This is a genomic window from Nocardioides stalactiti, from assembly GCF_014180715.1.
In the GTDB taxonomy this organism is placed as follows: domain Bacteria; phylum Actinomycetota; class Actinomycetes; order Propionibacteriales; family Nocardioidaceae; genus Nocardioides; species Nocardioides stalactiti.
The window spans coordinates 32,585-51,553 of sequence record NZ_JACEFC010000018.1 but is presented as its reverse complement, the minus strand read 5'-3'; the positions used below and the strand labels follow the sequence as shown (position 1 = coordinate 51,553).

Here is an 18,969-nt window from a genome sequence, read left to right as displayed (position 1 = left end):
CGACGTACCTCCGGTGCTGCCGAAGGGCCTGAGCCCGGAGACCGCCGACCTGGTGCTGGCCGCCGCCCGGACGGCGGGTGAGATCTCCGCCTCCGAGGCGGCCGACGCGGTCGGCCTGTCGCGGGTCACCGCGCGCCGCTACCTCGAGCACTTCGTCGACACGGGAGCCGCGGAGGTGCGGCTGCGCTACGGCGGCACCGGGCGCCCCGAGCGTCGCTACCGTGTGGGCGTGAGGACCTCATGACCGACGCCACCGGTTCGACGGACCCGGCAGACGACCCGCGCAGCATGATGCAGCGGATGCTCGCCGGCGACCTCTACCTGGCCGACGACCCCGAGATCGCCGCGGTCAACCGGCGCGCGCTGGACCTCGCGGCGTCGTACAACGCGACCGACGCGGGCGACGACGTGCTGCGCGGCCAGATCCTCGACCAGCTGCTCGGCCAGGTCGGCGAAGGGGTCGAGATCCGGCCTCCGTTCCGCGTCGACTACGGCTTCCAGATCACGATCGGCGACCGGTTCTTCGCCAACTTCGGACTGGTCGCCCTCGACGTCGCTGCGATCACGATCGGCGACGACGTCCAGATCGGGCCGAACGTCCAGCTGCTCACGCCGACCCATCCGCTGGAGCCCGGTGCCCGCAAGGAGAAGTGGGAGTCGGCGGCCCCGATCACGATCGGCGACAACGTCTGGCTGGGCGGCGGTGTGATCGTGCTCCCCGGGGTCACCATCGGCTCCGGGACCGTGGTCGGTGCCGGGTCGGTGGTCACCAAGGACCTGCCGGCAGGCGTGCTCGCCGTCGGCAACCCGGCCCGCGTCGTCCGGGAGCTTCCCGGATAGGCTGCGGCCCGTGACCCAGGATCGCGCGACCCTCGGCGGCGACGTCCAGTCCCTCCGCGAGCGGATCGCCCTCGGTTCGTTCATCGCGGTCCCGTTCGTCGCGTTCCTCGCCGCGATCCCCGTCGCGTGGGGAGGCTGGCTCGGCTGGAGCGACGTCGCCATCACCGTCGTGATGTACGCGCTCACGCTCCACGGCATCACCGTGGGCTACCACCGGCTCTTCACGCACAAGTCCTTCAAGCCCAACCGGGTCGTCAAGAACGTGCTGGCGGTGCTCGGCTCGATGGCGATCGAGGGCCCGGTCATCCGCTGGGTCGCCGACCACCGCAAGCACCACAAGTTCTCCGACCGGGACGGCGACCCGCACTCGCCGTGGCGCTTCGGCAACTCCCTCGGCGGACTCACCAAGGGCTTCTTCTGGGCGCACATGGGCTGGCTCTTCGACTCCGAGCAGACGTCGATCGAGAAGTACGCCCCGGACCTCGCCAAGGACCGTGACCTGGTCCGCATCTCGCGGATGTTCTGGATGTGGGTACTGCTCTCGATCTTCCTGCCGCCGCTCGCGGGCGGACTGCTCACCTGGTCCTGGCAGGGCGCCGTGACGGCGTTCTTCTGGGGCACGGTGGTCCGGATCGGCCTGCTCCACCACGTCACCTGGTCGATCAACTCGATCTGCCACGTCGTCGGCGAGCGCCCGTTCCGCTCCCGCGACCGGTCCGGCAACGTCTGGTGGCTCGCGATCCCGTCCGGCGGGGAGTCCTGGCACAACCTCCACCACGCCGACCCGACCAGCGCCCGGCACGGCGTGAGGCGCTGGCAGCTCGACACCTCGGCGCGGGTCATCTGGATCCTCGAGAAGCTCGGCTGGGTCCGCGACGTGCGGTGGCCCACCCGTGAGCGGTTGCAGGCGAAGTCGATCACCCGGCCGGCGTCCGGGTCCGCCGCCTGACCTCGATGCCGGGGAGCCGGCCCCGACGCCCTAATCTGGTGCCGTGCTGACCATCGACCAGGCGACGTTCGACGCCATCGTCGCGCACGCCAAGCGGGACCACCCCGTCGAGGCGTGCGGCATCGTCGCGGGTCCCGAGGGTGCTGACCGCCCCGAGCGCTTCATCGAGATGGTGAACGCCGCCGGCAGCCCGACCTTCTACGAGTACGACTCGACCGACCTGCTCGAGCTGTACAAGGAGATGGACCAGCGCGACGAGGAGCCGGTGATCATCTACCACTCCCACACGGCCACCGAGGCCTACCCGAGCGTGACCGACATCAACCTGGCCAGCGAGCCCGGCGCCCACTACGTGCTCGTCAGCACACGTGAGCACGGGAATAACGAGGGCCCCGTGGACTTTCGGTCTTATCGAATCGTCGAAGGCGTCGTGACCGAGGAAGAGGTCACCGTCGTCCCCACCCTGAGGAGTGAGTCCTGATGGCCATCGAGGTCCGGATCCCGACCATCCTGCGCACCTACACCGACGGGGCCAAGGCGGTCGACGCCGAGGGCGCCAGCCTCGCCGCGCTCATCGACTCGCTCGATGCCAACCACCCCGGCATCAAGGAGCGCCTCATCGAGAACGGCGACCTGCGCCGGTTCATCAACATCTACGTCAACGACGAGGACGTGCGGTTCCTGGGCGGCCTCGAGGCCGAGTTGAGCGACGGCGACCAGGTCGTCGTGCTGCCCGCTGTCGCTGGAGGCTGATCCCTTGGTGCGCTACGACAACCTGCTCGCCTCGGTCGGCCACACGCCGCTGGTGGGGTTGCCGCAGCTGTCGCCGTCCCCTGACGTGCGGCTCTGGGCGAAGCTCGAGGACCGCAACCCGACCGGCTCCATCAAGGACCGGCCCGCCCTGCGGATGGTCGAGGAGGCGGAGAAGGACGGCCGGCTCCGTCCCGGCTGCACGATCCTCGAGCCGACCTCGGGCAACACGGGCATCTCGATCGCGATGGCGGCCAAGCTCAAGGGCTACCGCTGCGTGTTCGTGATGCCCGAGAACACCAGCGAGGAGCGCCGCCAGATCCTGCGGATGTGGGGCGCCGAGATCGTCTCCTCCCCGGCGGCCGGCGGCTCCAACGAGGCCGTCCGGGTCGCCAAGCAGATGTCGGTCGAGCACCCCGACTGGGTGATGCTCTACCAGTACGGCAACGAGGCCAACGCGCTCGCGCACGAGCAGGGCACCGGCCCTGAGCTGCTCGCCGACCTGCCGTCGATCACCCACTTCGTCGCGGGCCTCGGCACCACCGGCACGCTCATGGGCGTCTCGCGGTTCTTCCGTCAGGCCAAGCCCGACGTCCGGATCGTCGCCGCCGAGCCGCGCTACGGCGAGCTCGTCTACGGTCTCCGCAACCTCGACGAGGGCTTCGTCCCCGAGCTCTACGACGCCTCGCTCATCGACTCCCGCTTCTCGGTCGGCCCGCGGGACGCCGTACGACGGGTGCGCGAGCTCCTCGAGCTCGAGGGCATCTTCGCCGGGATCTCCACCGGCGCCATCCTGCACGCGGCGCTCGGGCAGGCGGCCAAGGCCGTCAAGGCGGGGGAGTCCGCCGACATCGCGTTCGTCATCTGCGACGGAGGCTGGAAGTACCTGTCGACCGGCGCCTACGAGGGCACCATCGACGAGGCCGAGGACCGGCTCGAGGGCCAGCTCTGGGCCTGACGGCCCTCGGCTGACCCTCCCGGGCAGCCGCTACACCGCGATGAGCGGCCGACCCTGGACGGGGGCGTCCTCGGGGCGGTAGGCACCGGGCTTCGGCCGCGGCTCACCGCCCGGGAACGCCAGGCGCAGGATGGTCCGCTGCACCGTGCCGAACTGCTTGCCGAGCCGGCCGCTGTTGTAGGGCAGGCCGTAGCGCTCGCAGATGTCCTTCACCTTCGGGGCGATCTGGGCGTACCGGCTCGACGGCATGTCCGGGAAGATGTGGTGCTCGACCTGGTACCCGAGGTTGCCGGCCATCACGTGGAAGACGGGCGATCCCTCGATGTTGGCCGCACCCAGCAGCTGTCGGACGTAGAAGCCGCCGCGGGTCTCGTTCTCCGTCTCCTCCTGGCTGAACGTGTAGCACTGGTCGGGGAAGTGACCGCAGAAGATGATCGCGTAGGCCCAGAAATTGCGGATCAGGTTCGCGGTGAAGTTCGCCGTCAGCGTCTGCTTGAAGCCGCCCGGGCCGGAGAGCAGCGGGAAGGCGATGTAGTCCTTGAGGATCTGTCGCCAGGCCTTGCCGCCCATGCCCTTGAGCTCCTTGAGGAGCTGCTCCTTGGACTTCTCGCCCTTCTTCAGCGCCTCGAGGTCGAGGTCGTGGAACGCCACGCCCCACTCGAAGAACGCCGCCAGCAGCACGTTGTAGAAGGGCTGCGCCAGGTAGACCGGGTGCCATGGCTGGTGCGGGTCGATCCGCATGATCTCGTAGCCGAGGTCGATGTCCTTGCCGCGGATGTTGGTGAAGGTGTGGTGCACGTAGTTGTGCGAGTGCTTCCACGCCTCCGGCGTCGAGGCGCTGTCCCAGTCCCAGTTCGCCGAGTTGATCTTGGGGTCGTTCATCCAGTCCCACTGACCGTGCATCACGTTGTGCCCGATCTCCATGTTCTCGAGGATCTTGGCGATCCCGAGGACGCTCGTGCCGAGCAGCCAGGCAGGCTTGTAGCGCGAGCCGAGCAGGATCGCCCGCGAGAGCAGCGCCAGCTGGCGGTGCAGCGCGATGATGCTGCGGATGTAGCGGGCGTCGCGCTCACCGAGGCTGTTGAACACCTCGTCGTGGATCGCGTCGAACTCCCGCCCGATCTCCTCGATCTGCTCCGGCGTCAGCCGGGCCAGCGGGCTCTCGATCATCGGTTCCTTCATGGGCATGCGCGGATCCCTTCGTGAGGTGCTGGTCGGCAGGAGGCTGGGGCTCAGAGCTTGAGCGTGACCGGTCCGTCGGGGCTGTTGACGCAGGTCCGGATCTCCTTGCCGGCCTGGGTCGTCTCGCCCGTGCGCAGGTCGCGGACGGTGCCGTGCTCGAGCAGGCCGGTGCAGGTGTGGCAGATGCCCATCCGGCAGCCGAACGGCAGCTCGGCGCCGGCGGCCTCGGCGGCCACGAGGATCGGGGTGGTGCCGTCGCACGTGACCTGGGTGCCGGTCGCGGAGAGCGTGACCTCGCCGCCCTCGCCGGTTCCGGATCCCATGACGAAGTGCTCGAAGGACTCGACGTGGAGCCGGTCCTCGAGGCCCTCGGCGCGGAAGTGGTCGGTGAGCGCGTCGAGCAGGGCGCCGGGCCCGCAGGCGTAGGTCTGGCGCTCGCGCCAGTCGGGGCAGAGCTCGTCGAGGTGGGCGGGCTCGGCCCGGCCCTCAGTGCTGGTGATGCGACGGACCAGGCGGTAGCCGTTGGGGCGCTCGTGGAGCGCGTCGATCTCGGCGCCGAAGATCGAGTCGTCACCGGTGCGCGAGGAGTGCACGTGGACCACGTCGGGAAGCGCGTCGGTGCGGTCGAGTGCCTGGAGCATCGCCATCACCGGGGTGATCCCGCTGCCCGCCGTGACGAAGAGGATCTTGCCCGGCGGCGGCTCGGGGAGCACGAACTCGCCCTCGACCGCACCGAGGACGACGAGCGACCCGAGGTTGCGGGGGTCGTTGACCCAGGGCGAGACGACGCCGTCGTCCTTGCGCTTCACGGTCAGCGTGAGCTTGTGGTCGGGCCGGTCCTGGTCCGAGCTCAGCGAGTAGGCCCGCCAGTGCCGCTTGCCGTCGATGTCGAAGCCGACCCGCAGGTACTGACCAGGGCGGTGGCCGCCCCACCGGAATCCCGGCGTGATGTAGACCGTCGTGGAGTCGTCGGTCTCCCGGTGCACGCGGTCGATCCGGCCGAGGGTCTCCCGGGTCGACCACAGCGGGTTGATGAGCGCGAAGTAGTCGTCCGGGGACAGCGGCGAGGTGAACTTCTCAAGGACCTTCAGCGCGCCCGCGACGAGCGGTGACATCTTGACCGGTGCACCGCTCTCGGGCATGCGCGCCTCCTCTGGTGGGTGGCCGTCAACCTAGGTCCGCAGTTTCCAAGCCGTCAATGACCGACGTGGCAACAGTTCCTCGGGACGCGCGAACTAGTTCGTCCAGGTCAGCGTCTGGTCGAAGCCCCAGAGGCTGTCCGGCACCGGGCCGAGGCCGAGCAGGTTGGCGCACAGGTTGGCCAGGTCGCCGTTGCGGATCGGCTGGGTGCCCGCGAACTCGATCCGGGCCTCGCCGGGGTCGCCGTAGGTCGGGTTCATCTCGTAGAGGTCGCCGTTGTCGACGCCGGGTCCCCAGACGAGGAACGGGATCCGGTAGTTCTCGACGTCGGTGACGACCGAGTGGCCCTTCTGGCCCGGAGGCCCCCCGTGGTCTGCGGTCAGGACGATGACCAGGTCGTCGAGCCTGGCGTGGTCCTTGATCGTCCTGAGCAGGATCCCGATCTGGGCGTCGATGAGGCGTCCGGCCTTGAGGTAGGACCTGCTCAGCCAGCCCTTGTCGTGGCCGGCCTCGTCGAGCGCGCCGAGGTGGAGGAAGGTGAAGTCGCGGTTGCGTCGCAGCAGGTCGCGCTTCACGGCGACGGTGACGTCGTGGTCGCGGTCCTGGAGGATCGTCGAACGGTCGACCGCGTCCGGCCAGGAGTTCTTGAACAGCGCGAACTTCGACTCCGTCGCGAACAGCGCAGTGCTGCCGCCGGCCGCGTCGACCTGCGTGAAGATCGACTCGACGTCCTCGCCGGCGGCCTCCTGGATCGTGTCCGGCCGGCCCGGGTTGTCGTCGTTCCAGATGACGCCGTGCCCACCCTCGGTCGCGTCGATCCGCCGACCCGTGAGCTGGCTGGTGTGGTTGGGCAGCGTCACCGTCATCTCGACCTGGCTCCGTGCGTTGCGTGTGCTCGCGCCGGTGCGGAACAGGCGGAGCAGGTTCGGTGCGCCGTCGCGGCCGAGCTTCTTCAGCAGACGCGGGTTGAAGCCGTCGAGGGAGATCGCGAGCACCTGGCGCTCGACCACTCCGCGGGCGGCGGGCGCGTCGGGCACGCGGGCGTACTCAGCGGGGGTCTGCGCGGGAGCGGCAGCAGGGACGAGGGACACCGAGAGGGCGACGCCGGCCGTGATGACGGCGAGTCGGCGACCCCGAGAACGGGAGGCGGTCACGCCGCGCAGGCTACCGCCGGCAGGTGATGTCCGTCCCGAATCCGTCGAGAACGGGAGGCGAACCAATACGCTTCGGGTGTGCCACCGCTGACCACTCGCGACCCTCAGGTGCTGGACGCACCGATCGGCATCTTCGACTCCGGGTTCGGTGGCCTGACGGTGGCACGGTCGGTCATCGACCAGCTGCCGCACGAGTCGCTGCTCTACGTCGGCGACACCGCGCGCCAGCCCTACGGTCCCAAGCCGATCGGAGAGGTCCGCGAGTACGCCCTCGAGTGCCTCGACCACCTCGTCGACCAAGGCGTGAAGGCCCTCGTCATCGCGTGCAATTCCGCCAGCGCCGCGATGCTGCGCGACGCTCGGGAGCGTTACGACGTGCCGGTCGTCGAGGTGATCTATCCCGCGACACGCCGGGCCGTGGCCGCCACCAAGAACGGCCGGATCGGCGTCATCTGCACGCGCTCGACGGCCGAGTCGATGGCCTACGACGACGCGTTCGCGGCCGCCCCGCACCTCCAGCTCACGACCCGCGCCTGCCCGCGGTTCGTCGACTTCGTCGAGGCCGGGGTGACCGGTGGCGAGGAGCTCCTGGCGGTCGCCCACGAGTACCTCGACCCGCTCACCGAGCTCGGCGTCGACACGCTGATCCTGGGCTGCACGCACTACCCGTTGCTCACCGGCGTCATCTCCTACGTGATGGGCGACGCCGTCACCCTCGTCAGCAGTGCCGAGGAGTGCGCCAAGGACGTCTACCGGATGCTGGCCGACAGCGGGCTGATGAGGGAGAGCGGGGTGCCGTCGTACTCCTTCGTGACGACCGGCTCGCCCGCCGAGTTCGAGACGATCGGTCGACGCTTCCTCGGTCCGGAGCTCGCAGGTGCTGACCAGTTCGCCGGGGGCCTGGCATGATGCACAAGATGGGGACGACGTCGTTCCGGATGACGGTGGTGGGGTGCTCCGGCTCCTACCCGGGCCCGGACTCGCCTGCTAGCTGCTACCTCGTCCAGGCCGAGCACGACGGACGGACGTGGAGCCTCGTCGTCGACATGGGCAACGGTGCGCTCGGCGCTCTCCAGAGGTACGTCGACCCGCTCGAGGTCGACGGGGTGCTGATCAGCCACCTGCACGCCGACCACTGCGTCGACATGACCAGCTACTACGTCGTCCGCAAGTACCACCCGAGCGGGAGCCAGCCGCGGATCCCGGTGTGGGGACCGTCGGGCACCGACGCGCGGCTCGCCAACGCCTACGACCTGCCGACGCTGCCCGGGATGAGCGAGGAGTTCACCTTCCACGTCTTCGACGAGCCGTTCACGGTCGGGCCGTTCGAGATCGAGCCCTTCCCCGTCGACCACCCGGTCGAGGCCTACGGCATGCGCATCTCCGCCGAGACCGACGAGCACGGCCGCCGGACCCTCGCCTACAGCGGCGACACCGGCCCGACGCCGTCGCTGCTCGACATCGCTGCTGACGCCGACCTGTTCCTCTGCGAAGCGTCGTTCCGCGAGGGCGACGACAACCCGCCCAGCCTGCACCTGACCGGTCGCGAGAGCGGAGAGACCGCCGCGAAGTGCAAGGTCCGCCGGCTCGTCCTCACCCACATCCCGCCCTGGCACGACGCCCAGGCGATGCTCACCGAGTCGCTGGCCGTCTTCGACGGCCCGACAGAGCTGGCCGCCCAGGGCGCCGTCTACGCCATCTGAGGCTCGACCGACACGCGATCTGCACGGGTCCTTCACCCGTCCTTTCGTGCCATCGGGCAGGCTGTGGCCCATGATCACGGTCGATCACCTCACCAAGGCCTACGGACCGTTCCGTGCGGTCGACGACGTCAGCTTCGTCTGTCACCACGGACGGGTCACCGGCTTCCTCGGGCCCAACGGCGCCGGCAAGACGACGACGATGCGGGTGATGGTCGGGCTGACGCCGGCAACCAGCGGTCGGGTGACGATCGGCGGACTCGACTACTCCGCCATCCCCAACGCCGGCCGGCACGTCGGGGTCCTGCTCGACGCGTCCGCCCAGCACGGCGGGCGGACCGGCCGCGAGATCCTCTCGCTCGGCGCGCTCACGATGGGACTGCCCTCGTCGCGGGTCGACGAGATGCTGGCCCTCGTCGGGCTCACCGACGCGGAGGCGAGGCGCCGGCTGCGCAACTACTCGCTCGGCATGAAGCAGCGGCTCGGGATCGCCCACGCGCTGCTCGGCGACCCCGAGGTGCTCATCCTCGACGAGCCCGCCAACGGTCTCGACCCGGCCGGCATCCGGTGGATGCGTGGGCTCCTGAAGGGGTACGCCGACCGCGGTGGGACCGTGCTGCTCTCCAGCCACCTCCTCAACGAGGTCGAGCTGATCGCCGACGAGATGATCCTCATCGGCCACGGCCGGATCGTCGCCCAGGGCGACAAAAAGACGCTCCTCCAGGGGGCGCGTGGATCAGCGACGTCGCTGGTCACCTCGCTCGACAACGCCGCGCTCGGCGCCGAGCTGCACCGTCGCGGCCACCTCGTCGAACCGATGGGCGAGGGGCTCAAGGTGCACGTCCCCACCGACGAGGTCGGCCGCGCCGCGCTCGAGGCCGGCATCGTCCTCACCGATCTCCGCTCCGGGGGCGTCGGCCTCGAGGACCTGTTCCTCGAGCTCACGTCCGCCACCGCCCGCGAAGGAGTCCACCAGTGACCGCCGCATCCCCCGCGCAGCCGGCTCCCCTGCTCGACGTCAGCCGGACCCGGCAGATCCCGTTCTGGCGGCTGGTGCTGGTCGAGCTGCGCAAGTCCTTCGACACCCGTGCCGGGTTCTGGCTGCTCGCCACCATCGGCATCCTGGTCGCCCTCGTCGAGGCGATCATCATGATCACCGCGATCGTGAACGACGGTGTCGTCTTCTTCGAGGACTTCGCCGGGACCGCGGCGGGCATCACCTCGCTGCTGCTTCCCGTCCTCGGCATCATCCTGGTGACCAGCGAGTGGGGGCAGCGCACCGCGATGGTGACCTTCGCCCTCGAGCCGCGCCGGTCCCGGGTCGTGCTCGCCAAGCTCGTCGTCGGTGCGATCGCCTCGGTCGCGACGGTCGTCGTCATGATGGTGATCGGGATCGCCTGCACCACCGTGTGCGAGCTCTTGCAACCGGACCTGACCTTCTGGCAGATGGAGTGGTGGATACCGCTGGCGTTCGTCGTCACGTTGACGCTCAGCATGACGGTCGGCTTCGCACTGGCGGCGCTGCTCCTCAACACCCCGGCCGCGATCGTGGTGTTCTTCCTCTACTGGTACGGCCTCGCCATCGTGCTGTTCGTCATCGCGGACCTGATCCCGGCCTTCACCGACATCGCGCCGTGGATCAACTTCCAGGCTGCCCTCGAACCCGTGTGGGACTGGTCGCTCGACTCTGCCGAGGAGATCGGGCAGCTGGCGGTCTCCGGCGGGGTCTGGATCGGCCTGCCGCTCGGCATCGGACTCTGGCGGATCCTCAACGCCGAGGTGAAGTGACGGCGAACACCGCCGTCAGCGCTTCACCCAAGGTTGCCCGACCCGACACCAGGACGGGGCCCGCCGGTACCGCGGTCCGCCAGCCTGGGCGTCGTGACCAGCCAGCACGGCTCAGCGTCAGGAGCCCGGTACCTCCGGTTCGCTGCCCTCGGTGACAGCACCACGGTCGGCATCGGCGACCCGGTCCCCGCGGCCGACGGCCTGCCGGTGGACCGACAGTGGGGGACCTGGCGGGGGTGGGCGAGGCTGCTCGCCGACGCACTGGCGACGTCGTACGACGTGAGCTTCTGCAACGTCGCGATCTCCGGCGCCACCACGCAGGTCGTGCGCGCGGAACAGCTCGACGACGCGCTCGCGCACCGGCCTCAGCTCGCCTCGCTCATCGTGGGCGTCAACGACACGATGCGGTCGACCTGGGACGCGGACCGGGTCCGCGACGACCTGCTGACCATCGCGGGGAGCCTCGACGGGATCGGCGCGACCCTGATGACCGCGCGCTTCCACGACCACGGCACGCTGATCGGCCTGCCGCGGTGGTTCAGCCGGCCGATGGGCCTGCGGATCGACCACGTCAACCGGGTCTACGACGAGATCTGGCTGCGGTACGGCGGGGTGCGGGTCGACCTGGCCTGCCGGCCCGAGCTGCACCAGCGTGCCTGCTGGTCCGTCGACCGCTTCCACCCCTCCGAGCTCGGCCACCGGGTGCTGGCACGGGCGTTCGCCGAGCAGCTGAACGGCAGCGGCTTCGACTTCGCGCCGCCCGGGCTCGAGCCCTGGGGTGGGCTCCCACCGAGCTGGCGGCGCGACCTCGGCTGGATGGTCGCCGAGGGGGCGCCGTGGATGGGCCGCCGCGCCAAGGACCTCGGGCCGTGGTTCGCCCGTCGTGCCTGGGACGGCGTACGGCGGGCCGACCCGCGGGTCAAGGTGCCGGCCGCCTGAGCACTAGGCTCGTCGCTCATGAGCACCCGTGAGGACGGCCGCGCCGACGACGAGCTGCGCCCCGTCAAGATCACCCGCAACTGGCTCGACCACCCGGCGGGGTCGGTGCTGATCGAGTTCGGCAAGACCCGCGTCCTGTGCGCCGCGTCCGCCTCGGAGGGCGTGCCGCGGTGGCGCAAGGGCAGCGGCCTGGGCTGGGTGACGGCGGAGTACGCCATGCTCCCGGCGTCCACCAACACCCGGTCGGACCGCGAGTCGGTCAAGGGTCGGATCGGCGGGCGCACCCACGAGATCAGCCGTCTCATCGGTCGCTCGCTGCGGGCCGTCATCGACTACAAGGCGCTCGGCGAGAACACCATCCAGCTCGACTGCGACGTGCTCCAGGCAGACGGCGGCACCCGCACGGCCGCGATCACCGGTGCCTACATCGCGCTCGCCGACGCGTGCGCGCACCTCGGGGTCTCGAGTGCCCTCACGGGTTCGGTCGCCGCGATCAGCGTCGGCATCATCGACGGGATACCGCGCCTCGACCTGCCCTACGTCGAGGACGTCCGCGCGGAGACCGACATGAACGTCGTCATGACCGGCGCGGGTGCGTTCGTCGAGGTGCAGGGCACGGCCGAGGGCGCGGCGTTCTCGCGCGCCGAGCTCGATGCGCTGCTCGGGCTGGCCGAGAAGGGCTGCGCCGACCTGACGCGCATGCAGCGGGAGGCGCTCGGCTCGTGAAGGTCCTGGTCGCGTCGCGCAACGCCAAGAAGGTCGCGGAGATGCGGCGCATCCTCGCTGAGCACATGACGACCGTCGAGGTGGTCGGGCTCGACGACGTGACGCCGTACGACGAGCCGGTCGAGGACCAGCCGACGTTCGAGGGCAACGCGCTGCTCAAGGCCAGGGCCGGCGTCGCGGTCACCGGTCTGCCGACCCTCGCCGACGACTCCGGCCTCTGCGTCGACGCCCTCAACGGCATGCCCGGTGTGCTCTCTGCCCGCTGGAGCGGACCGCCGCTGAGCTCGAAAACGGGGCAGGACGACCGCAACAACGAGCTCCTGCTCGCGCAGCTCTCCGACGTCCCCGACGAGCGGCGCACGGCGTACTTCACCTGCGCCGTCGCCCTGGTCCTGCCCGACGGCACCACCCGGGTCGTCGACGGCCGCATGGACGGCCGGATCATCCGCGAGGTGCGGGGGAGCGGCGGCTTCGGCTACGACGTCCTCTTCGAGGCCGACGACCGCCCCGGCGTCACCACCGCCGAGCTCACCCCGGACGTCAAGGACGAGATCTCCCACCGCGGCAAGGCCCTGCGCGAGATCGCCCCGGTCGTCGCAGACCTCCTGCGCTGACCTCGGGTGCCGGAGGCGGGAGTCGAACCCGCACGCCCTGGGGCACAGGTTCCTAAGACCTGCGTGTCTGCCATTCCACCACTCCGGCAATGCGGGCCGAGTCTAGGACGTGCCGCACAGGTCGGACGCCCAGGCGCTCAGTCCTCCCAGCTCCAGCTGTCGAGGATCTGGTAGTAGAGGTCCTTGAAGCCGTCGTCGCCCTGCTTGAAGCTGCCGGTGATGGAGTACTGGTCGTCCCCGGACACGACGAGGTAGGCGATCTGGTGGACGGCGAAGCCGTTGTCGTTGGTCCACAGGAGCTCGACGCCGACGGCGTCCTTGCCGCCGATCTGGCGGTCCTCGATGTCGGTGGCGGTCGCACCGGTCGAGCCCTGCAGGACCGTCTTCCACTGGCTGGCCAGGTTGGTGACCTCGGTCTCGCCGAACGCCGATGACTTCTCGACCAGGACGTTGCCGCGGGCAGTCGTGATCGAGTCGCCAGGAGCCGAGATCGAGTCGATCGTCCCCGTGGTGTCCTCGGTGCCGGAGGTGAGGTCCTGCCACTCGTCGGTCGGCCGCTGGTAGGTGTAGCCGTCGCCCTGCTGGGTGAGCGCCGGGTCGATCGAGGGGTCATCGCCCCCGTCGCCCCCGTCGCCCCCGTCGCTCGCCGTGTCGTTGGCGGAGGGGGAGTCGTCGCCGGTCAGCGCGATGATCCCGACGATCGCGATGACACCGAGGATCACGACCGCGACGATCGCGCCGATGATGAGCCCCGAGCTGGACTTCCGTGGCGGACCGGCGTTGTAGGCCGGCGTGGCCGCGTAGGCGTAGGACGGCGACGACGGGCCCGGCTGGCTGGGGTACCCGCTGGCCGGCTGCGCCTGCTGCCCCGGCTGCCCGGTGGGCTGGTGCTGCGGCACGGCCGAGGCTGGGTGGGCCTGCTGCGCCGGGGCCGGCCACTGCTGGGCGGGGGAGTGCTGCGGTGCCTGGGTCGCCCCGGGGACGGAGCCCGGGCCGGCCAGGCTGGTCGGCTGCGAGGCCACCGACGGAGGGGACACGACGGGCGGCCGCGGCGCGGTCGCGCCGCCGTCGTTCGGCGGGTGGGCGGTGAACGCGTCGGGCCGCAGCCGGGTCGCGAGCTCCACCGGGACCCGCCCGAGGGCGTAGCCGAGGACCGCGCACGCCCACTGCGACCCGGTGACGTCGGCGCTGCCGCGGTCACGCGAGAGCCGGAGCCCCGCGGACTCGACGGCGTCGTCGACCCCGGCGCCGGAGTCGAGCATGGTGAGCATCGCCTGGAGCGCGCCGAGCCGGACGGCGTCGGTCAGCAGGTTGATCGTCCCGGTGGACGCGCTGCCCTCGTCGAGGTAGTCGTCCAGAGCGCCCCGGAACGCGTCGGCCTCGGCGAAGAGCGACTCGCCGTGGTCCTGCGCCAGTGCGGCGAGGCTCTCGTGCAGCTCCATCCGGGTCCCTTCCCTGGCTGATCCCGTGACCTGGCAGTGGTGTGCCGTCAGGCGAGACCGAGGTCCTTGCGCAGCTTGGCGACGTGGCCCGTCGCCTTGACGTTGTACTGCGCCACCTCAATCTTGCCGTCCGCACCCACGACGAACGTCGACCGGATCACGCCTTCGACGATCTTGCCGTACAGCTTCTTCTCGCCAAAGGCGCCGTAGGCGCGGTGCACGGCCAGCTCGGGGTCGGAGAGCAGGGTGATCGTGAGCCCGTCGCGCTCGCGGAACTTCGCGAGCTTGGACGGGGCGTCCTTGGAGACGCCGAGCACGGTGTAGCCCTGTGCCTGGAGCGCGTCGAGGGAGTCGGTGAAGTCGCACGCCTGCTTCGTGCAGCCCGGGGTCATCGCCGCCGGGTAGAAGTAGACGATGACCTTGCGCCCCTCCTGGAGGAGGTCGTAGAGGTTCACCTCGCCGTCGGCGTCGGTCGCGAGGGTGAAGTCGGGGGCGGGGGCGCCCACCTCCAGACGGGCGGGGTCGGTCATCGGATCTCCTGTCGGAACGGACGGTCTTGTGGCCACGCGTTTGTTATTGCAACTGTCTCGCAATAACGTGGGGGCCGTGCTCGACCATCACACCATCCCGCACCCAGCGACCCCGGCACCGCCCGGAGGTCGAGCGGGCGACAGACGGGTCCTGTTCGGGCTGCTGACGGCCGTCGTCGGGCTCAACGTGGTCGGCTGGGGCGTGCTGCTGCTGATCGTGGCGCCGCAGGACCTGAGCCTCGGCGACTCGCGGGTGTTCGGGGTCGGGGTCGGCGTGACGGCGTTCCTCCTGGGCGCCCGCCACGCGTTCGACGCCGACCACATCGCGATCATCGACAACACGACCCGCAAGCTCGTGGGCGAGGGGACACGGTCGCTCGGCACCGGCTTCTGGTTCGCCCTCGGCCACTCGAGCGTGGTCTTCGGCCTGGCGCTGCTGCTGGCGCTCGGCGTCCGCGCCCTCGTCGACCCGGTGCAGGACGACGGCTCGACGCTCCAGCACTCGCTCGGCATCATCGGCTCGCTCGCGGCCGGCACCTTCCTCATCCTCATCGGCCTGATGAACATCAGCGCGCTGGTCGGGATCGTCCACGTCTACCGCCACCTGCGCGCCGGCACGTTCGACGAGGACGCGCTCCACCACCACCTGCACAACCGGGGACTCCTGGCGCGCCTCTTCGCGCGGGCGATCGCGCGAGTGCGCAAGCCGTGGCACCTCTACCCGGTCGGCCTGCTCATGGGCCTGGGCTTCGACACCGCCACCCAGGTCGCGCTGCTGGTGCTCGCCGGCGGCACCGCCGCCTACGCCCTGCCCTGGTACGCCGTCCTCGTGCTGCCGGTCCTGTTCACCGCCGGGATGACGCTGTTCGACACGATGGACGGGCTGTTCATGACCCGTGCCTACCGCTGGGCGGTGCTCGACCCGGCGCGCAAGCTCTTCTACAACTTCAGCGTCACCCTGCTGTCGGTGGCCATCGCGCTGTCGATCGGAGCGATCGTGCTCCTCCAGCTCGTCGCCGAGGAGTTCGACCCGGCGTCGCTGCGCTGGATCGCCGCGTGGGACCTCAACTACGTCGGCTTCGTGCTCGTCGGGGTCTTCTTCGTGGCCTGGGCGGCGAGCGTCGGTGCCTTCCAGCTGCTCGGCAGGCGGCGGGCCGCAGCGGCCGGCACGGCCATTGATAGCCTGCCCCGGTGAGCCAGAAGCCGTCGGACATCGAGCGCGAGATCGAAGAGGCGCGGGAGCGTCTCGCCTCCACGATCGACCAGCTCCTCTACCGCTCGAGCCCCAAGACGATCGTCAGTCGTGAGGTCGCACAGGTGAAGGCGCACTACGTCGACGTCGCCACGGGCGAGCCGCGCACCGACAACATCCTCAAGACGGCCGGTGCGGTCGTCGGCGTCGTCGCGCTGTTCGTCGTGATCCGCAAGATCGTCCGATGACCAAGGGGTCGGCCAAGACCCCGATCAAGATGCTCCACGACCGCATCCTGTGCGAGTCGGACACCGAGGCGGGGGAGCGCCGTTCGTCGGGCGGGATCGTCATCCCCGCGACCGCAGCGATGGGCGCCAAGCGCCTGGCCTGGTCCACGGTCGTCGCGGTCGGCCCGCACGCGCGCGCCGTCGCGATCGGCGACAAGGTGCTCTACGACCCGGAGGACAAGGCCGAGGTCGAGGTGTCGGGCGAGGTCTACGTGGTCATGCGCGAGCGTGACGTCCACGCCGTCGCGGCCGGTCGGCTGGCCGACGAGGCGACCGGTCTCTACCTGTAGGTCGGATATCCGGGTCATTTGACCCGAATTGGGCGTAACGCACGTCACACCGGCGCCGTTGCACCCTCATGAGGCGCGCCCCCCTCCTGACCCTCGCTGCCCTGCTCGCACCCCTGGCGATCGCGACCGCTCCCGCCGACGCGGGACCGGCGCCGGGTCGTTCCGCGGTGGCCGCCGCGCAGTCGTACGACGCGGAGATCAAGATCACCGAGCACGGGATCCCGCACATCACCGCCGACGACTGGGGCTCGCTCGGCTACGGCAGTGGCTACGCCACCGCGTCCTCGTCGATCTGCAACCTCGCCGACACGCTCCTCACCGCCCGGGGCGAGCGGTCGAAGTACCTCGGCCCCGACGCCCGCTACGACGACAAGGTCCAGATCAGGGGCACCAACCTCGAGCTCGACGCGTTCGTGACCGACCTGCACAACCGTCAGGTCGTCGAGGACCTGCTCGCCTCGCCCGCCGGCCCCTCTGCCCGCGTGAAGCAGATGGTCGAGGGCTACGTCGCCGGGATCAACCGCTGGCTCGAGGACAACGAGATCACCGACCCGGCCTGCGCCGACGCCGAGTGGATCACGCCGACGGCCACCTCGACCGACCTCTGGTACGGCGTCTACCTGGCCAACCTGCTGGCCTCGACCGGGGTCTTCCTCTCCGACATCGTCAACGCCGACCCGGCCACGCTCGACGACCCGGGGCTGCCGGTCGACCTGCCCGCGCTGCCCTCGACGCAGACGCAGGCGCGCTCCTACGCGACCGAGGTCGACCGCGACGCGCTGCTCGCGGCGCTCGGCCAGGACAGCGACTTCGGCTCCAACGCGACCGCCGTCGGCGGCGCCGACAGCTCCACCGGGCGCGGCCTGCTGCTCGGGAACCCCCACTTCCCGTGGGTGGGTCGCTACAAGTTCACCCAGCAGCACCTCACCATCCCCGGTGAGTACGACGTCGCGGGCGGCTCGCTGATCGGCTCTCCCGTGGTCAACATCGGCTGGAACAAGGACGTCGCGTGGAGCCACACCGTCTCCACGGCCTACCGCTTCACCCCGTACGAGTACGTGACGCGCGGTGCCGGGACGACCTACCTGAGCGCCAACAACGTCTGGAAGAGCGCGGAGCGCCGGTTCGTCGACGTCGAGGTGCTCGAGGACGACGGCACCACCAGCACCGTCCGCGAGGACCTCTACCGGACGCCGCAGGGCTATGTGACGGACTCGCCGTCGATGCTGATGGGCTGGACGGCGGCCAGCTTCTGGGCGATCCGCGACGCCAACGCCGAGCACCTCCGCACGATCGACACCTTCCTCGCCATGGGCGAGGCCACCACGGTGCGCGACCTGCTGCGCCGCCAGGACCTCGGCGGCGGCATGCCGTGGGTCAACACGACCGCTGCGGACCGTCACGGCGACGTGCTCTACGCCGACCACTCCGTCGTACCGCACGTGACCAACGACAAGGCGCTGCGCTGCATGACGCCGGTCGGACTGGTCCTCAAGCTCGTCGCCGGGCTGCCGGGCCTCAACGGCGCCCTCGCCGACGGCGCCTGCCGGTGGGGCACCGACCCGGACGCGCAGCGCCCCGGGATCCTCGGCGACCGGAACCTGCCCGACGTCGTCACCCGCACCTGGGTGATGAACGCCAACGACTCGTTCTGGACGCCCAACGACAAGCTCCGGCTCGAGGGCTACCCGGACATCATCGGCTGCGAGAAGTGCGTACGGACGATGCGGACCCGGATGGTGCAGCAGTACGTCATCGACCGCCTCCGCCAGGGCAAGGAGACGCCCGCGACGCTGCGCGGCCACCAGTACGAGAACCGGCTCCGTGCGGCCGAGGTGATGCGCCAGGGCGGCAAGCTCGACGAGGTCTGCGCCAAGACCGGCGAGACCGAGGCCTGTGCCGTGCTGAAGGCGTGGGACGGTCACTCCGACGTCGACTCCGTCGGCACCCACCTGTTCGAGGCGTTCGTACGACGGGCGCCGACGGGCACCGGCCTCTGGTCGGTGCCGTTCCGGCCGGCCGACCCGGTCAACACCCCGCGCGGGATGAAGACCGGGCCCAAGGTCGTCGCCGCGATGCAGGGCGCGATCGACGCGGTGCGCGACGCCGGCGTACCGTTCGACGCCACCTGGGGCTCGCTCCAGGTCGCGGGCGACCGGTCGGCGCCGGCGCTGCCGCTGGGGGGCGGCGAGGGCGACCTCGCAGGCAACGCCAACGCGCTCGCGTCGCGCGACCCGCTCGCCAACACCGACCGGTACAAGCCGATCACCTACGGCTCGTCCCACATCCAGGCCGTCTCCTACCTCGCCGACGGTTCGGTGCAGCCGTTCACGATCCTCACCTACAGCCAGTACGAGGACCCCGGCTCGGTGTGGTCGTACGACCAGACCCAGCTGTTCTCGCAGGAGAAGTGGGTCCGGTTCGCCTGGACGGACGCGGAGATCGAGGATCAGCTGGTGCGCACGGTCACCCTCTCCGCCCCCTGATC

22 protein-coding genes and 1 tRNA gene are annotated in these 18,969 nt (G+C 70.3%); 17 read left to right on the top strand and 6 right to left on the bottom strand.

Translation table 11 applies throughout. From position 1 onward, the window contains the following. The 6 genes from H0487_RS05830 to H0487_RS05805 form a co-directional block, all read left to right on the top strand. Positions 1-244: helix-turn-helix domain-containing protein (locus tag H0487_RS05830; protein ID WP_183093278.1), on the top strand; the 244-nt coding region annotated here is incomplete at its 5' end. Beyond that, complete coding sequence (locus tag H0487_RS05825; protein WP_220793112.1) at positions 241-840, top strand: sugar O-acetyltransferase; 600 nt, start codon at positions 241-243, stop codon at positions 838-840. The genes H0487_RS05830 and H0487_RS05825, both read left to right, overlap by 4 nt. Before the next feature lie 10 nt (positions 841-850). Next, a complete protein-coding gene (locus H0487_RS05820; protein ID WP_312855833.1) occupies positions 851-1,789 on the top strand; it encodes an acyl-CoA desaturase in 939 nt (312 codons plus the stop codon). 43 nt (positions 1,790-1,832) lie between these two features. Then, complete coding sequence (locus H0487_RS05815; RefSeq protein WP_183093277.1) at positions 1,833-2,270, top strand: M67 family metallopeptidase; 438 nt, start codon at positions 1,833-1,835, stop codon at positions 2,268-2,270. Then, positions 2,270-2,542: a MoaD family protein gene (locus H0487_RS05810; RefSeq protein WP_183093276.1), complete on the top strand. Its 273-nt coding sequence runs from the start codon at positions 2,270-2,272 to the stop codon at positions 2,540-2,542. Before H0487_RS05815 ends, H0487_RS05810 begins: the two co-directional genes overlap by 1 nt. A gap of 7 nt (positions 2,543-2,549) precedes the next feature. Continuing rightward, on the top strand, positions 2,550-3,497 hold the full coding sequence (locus H0487_RS05805) for a PLP-dependent cysteine synthase family protein (RefSeq protein ID WP_183093284.1): 948 nt from the start codon (positions 2,550-2,552) through the stop codon (positions 3,495-3,497). Positions 3,498-3,527: 30 nt separating this feature from the next. On the opposite strand, the gene H0487_RS05800 is transcribed toward H0487_RS05805, so the two are convergent. From H0487_RS05800 to H0487_RS05790, 3 genes are all read right to left on the bottom strand, one after another. Beyond that, complete coding sequence (locus H0487_RS05800; protein ID WP_183093275.1) at positions 3,528-4,685, bottom strand: fatty acid desaturase family protein; 1,158 nt, start codon at positions 4,683-4,685, stop codon at positions 3,528-3,530. A 44-nt stretch (positions 4,686-4,729) separates the two neighbouring features. Then, a complete protein-coding gene (locus H0487_RS05795; protein WP_183093274.1) occupies positions 4,730-5,821 on the bottom strand; it encodes a ferredoxin reductase in 1,092 nt (363 codons plus the stop codon). A 93-nt stretch (positions 5,822-5,914) separates the two neighbouring features. Further along, complete coding sequence (locus H0487_RS05790; protein ID WP_183093273.1) at positions 5,915-6,973, bottom strand: alkaline phosphatase family protein; 1,059 nt, start codon at positions 6,971-6,973, stop codon at positions 5,915-5,917. A gap of 78 nt (positions 6,974-7,051) precedes the next feature. Between H0487_RS05790 and murI the strand changes: the two genes are divergently transcribed. From murI to rdgB, 7 genes are all read left to right on the top strand, one after another. Continuing rightward, on the top strand, positions 7,052-7,882 hold the full coding sequence (gene murI / locus H0487_RS05785; RefSeq protein ID WP_312855832.1) for a glutamate racemase: 831 nt from the start codon (positions 7,052-7,054) through the stop codon (positions 7,880-7,882). Continuing rightward, positions 7,879-8,676: an MBL fold metallo-hydrolase gene (locus H0487_RS05780; protein WP_246383008.1), complete on the top strand. Its 798-nt coding sequence runs from the start codon at positions 7,879-7,881 to the stop codon at positions 8,674-8,676. The genes murI and H0487_RS05780 overlap by 4 nt, the downstream gene beginning before the upstream one ends. Positions 8,677-8,746: 70 nt before the next feature. After that, positions 8,747-9,652 carry an ABC transporter ATP-binding protein gene (locus H0487_RS05775; RefSeq protein ID WP_183093272.1) on the top strand — a complete coding sequence of 302 codons (906 nt, stop codon included), beginning with the start codon at positions 8,747-8,749 and terminating at the stop codon, positions 9,650-9,652. Continuing rightward, positions 9,649-10,461, top strand: coding sequence for an ABC transporter permease (locus H0487_RS05770; protein ID WP_183093271.1), 813 nt, complete (start codon positions 9,649-9,651; stop codon positions 10,459-10,461). The genes H0487_RS05775 and H0487_RS05770 overlap by 4 nt, the downstream gene beginning before the upstream one ends. Before the next feature lie 93 nt (positions 10,462-10,554). Then, positions 10,555-11,400 (top strand): SGNH/GDSL hydrolase family protein, encoded by an 846-nt coding sequence (locus tag H0487_RS05765; RefSeq protein WP_183093270.1) that lies wholly within the window; start codon positions 10,555-10,557, stop codon positions 11,398-11,400. A gap of 18 nt (positions 11,401-11,418) precedes the next feature. After that, the gene (gene rph / locus H0487_RS05760) at positions 11,419-12,126 is read left to right on the top strand and encodes a ribonuclease PH (RefSeq protein WP_183093269.1); all 708 of its coding nucleotides are present in this window, start codon (positions 11,419-11,421) and stop codon (positions 12,124-12,126) included. After that, positions 12,123-12,740, top strand: a complete 618-nt coding sequence (rdgB, locus tag H0487_RS05755; RefSeq protein ID WP_183093268.1) for an RdgB/HAM1 family non-canonical purine NTP pyrophosphatase — start codon at positions 12,123-12,125, stop codon at positions 12,738-12,740. The genes rph and rdgB overlap by 4 nt, the downstream gene beginning before the upstream one ends. Before the next feature lie 7 nt (positions 12,741-12,747). On the opposite strand, the gene H0487_RS05750 is transcribed toward rdgB, so the two are convergent. The 3 genes from H0487_RS05750 to bcp form a co-directional block, all read right to left on the bottom strand. Continuing rightward, positions 12,748-12,828: transfer RNA gene (locus H0487_RS05750), tRNA-Leu, on the bottom strand. 49 nt (positions 12,829-12,877) lie between these two features. Beyond that, on the bottom strand, positions 12,878-14,182 hold the full coding sequence (locus H0487_RS05745) for a hypothetical protein (RefSeq protein ID WP_183093267.1): 1,305 nt from the start codon (positions 14,180-14,182) through the stop codon (positions 12,878-12,880). 47 nt (positions 14,183-14,229) lie between these two features. Continuing rightward, the gene (gene bcp, locus H0487_RS05740; protein ID WP_183093266.1) at positions 14,230-14,712 is read right to left on the bottom strand and encodes a thioredoxin-dependent thiol peroxidase; all 483 of its coding nucleotides are present in this window, start codon (positions 14,710-14,712) and stop codon (positions 14,230-14,232) included. 76 nt (positions 14,713-14,788) lie between these two features. Here bcp and nicT point away from each other — a divergent pair, with 76 nt between their 5' ends. From nicT to H0487_RS05720, 4 genes are all read left to right on the top strand, one after another. Beyond that, positions 14,789-15,907 (top strand): Nickel transporter NicT, encoded by a 1,119-nt coding sequence (gene nicT / locus H0487_RS05735; protein WP_312855831.1) that lies wholly within the window; start codon positions 14,789-14,791, stop codon positions 15,905-15,907. Continuing rightward, positions 15,904-16,152, top strand: coding sequence for a DUF3618 domain-containing protein (locus H0487_RS05730; protein ID WP_183093265.1), 249 nt, complete (start codon positions 15,904-15,906; stop codon positions 16,150-16,152). The genes nicT and H0487_RS05730 overlap by 4 nt, the downstream gene beginning before the upstream one ends. Then, a complete protein-coding gene (locus tag H0487_RS05725; protein WP_183093264.1) occupies positions 16,149-16,481 on the top strand; it encodes a GroES family chaperonin in 333 nt (110 codons plus the stop codon). The genes H0487_RS05730 and H0487_RS05725 overlap by 4 nt, the downstream gene beginning before the upstream one ends. Positions 16,482-16,549: 68 nt before the next feature. Then, entirely contained in the window at positions 16,550-18,967 is a 2,418-nt protein-coding gene (locus H0487_RS05720) for a penicillin acylase family protein (protein WP_183093263.1), read from the top strand. The last annotated feature ends 2 nt before the right edge of the window (positions 18,968-18,969 follow it).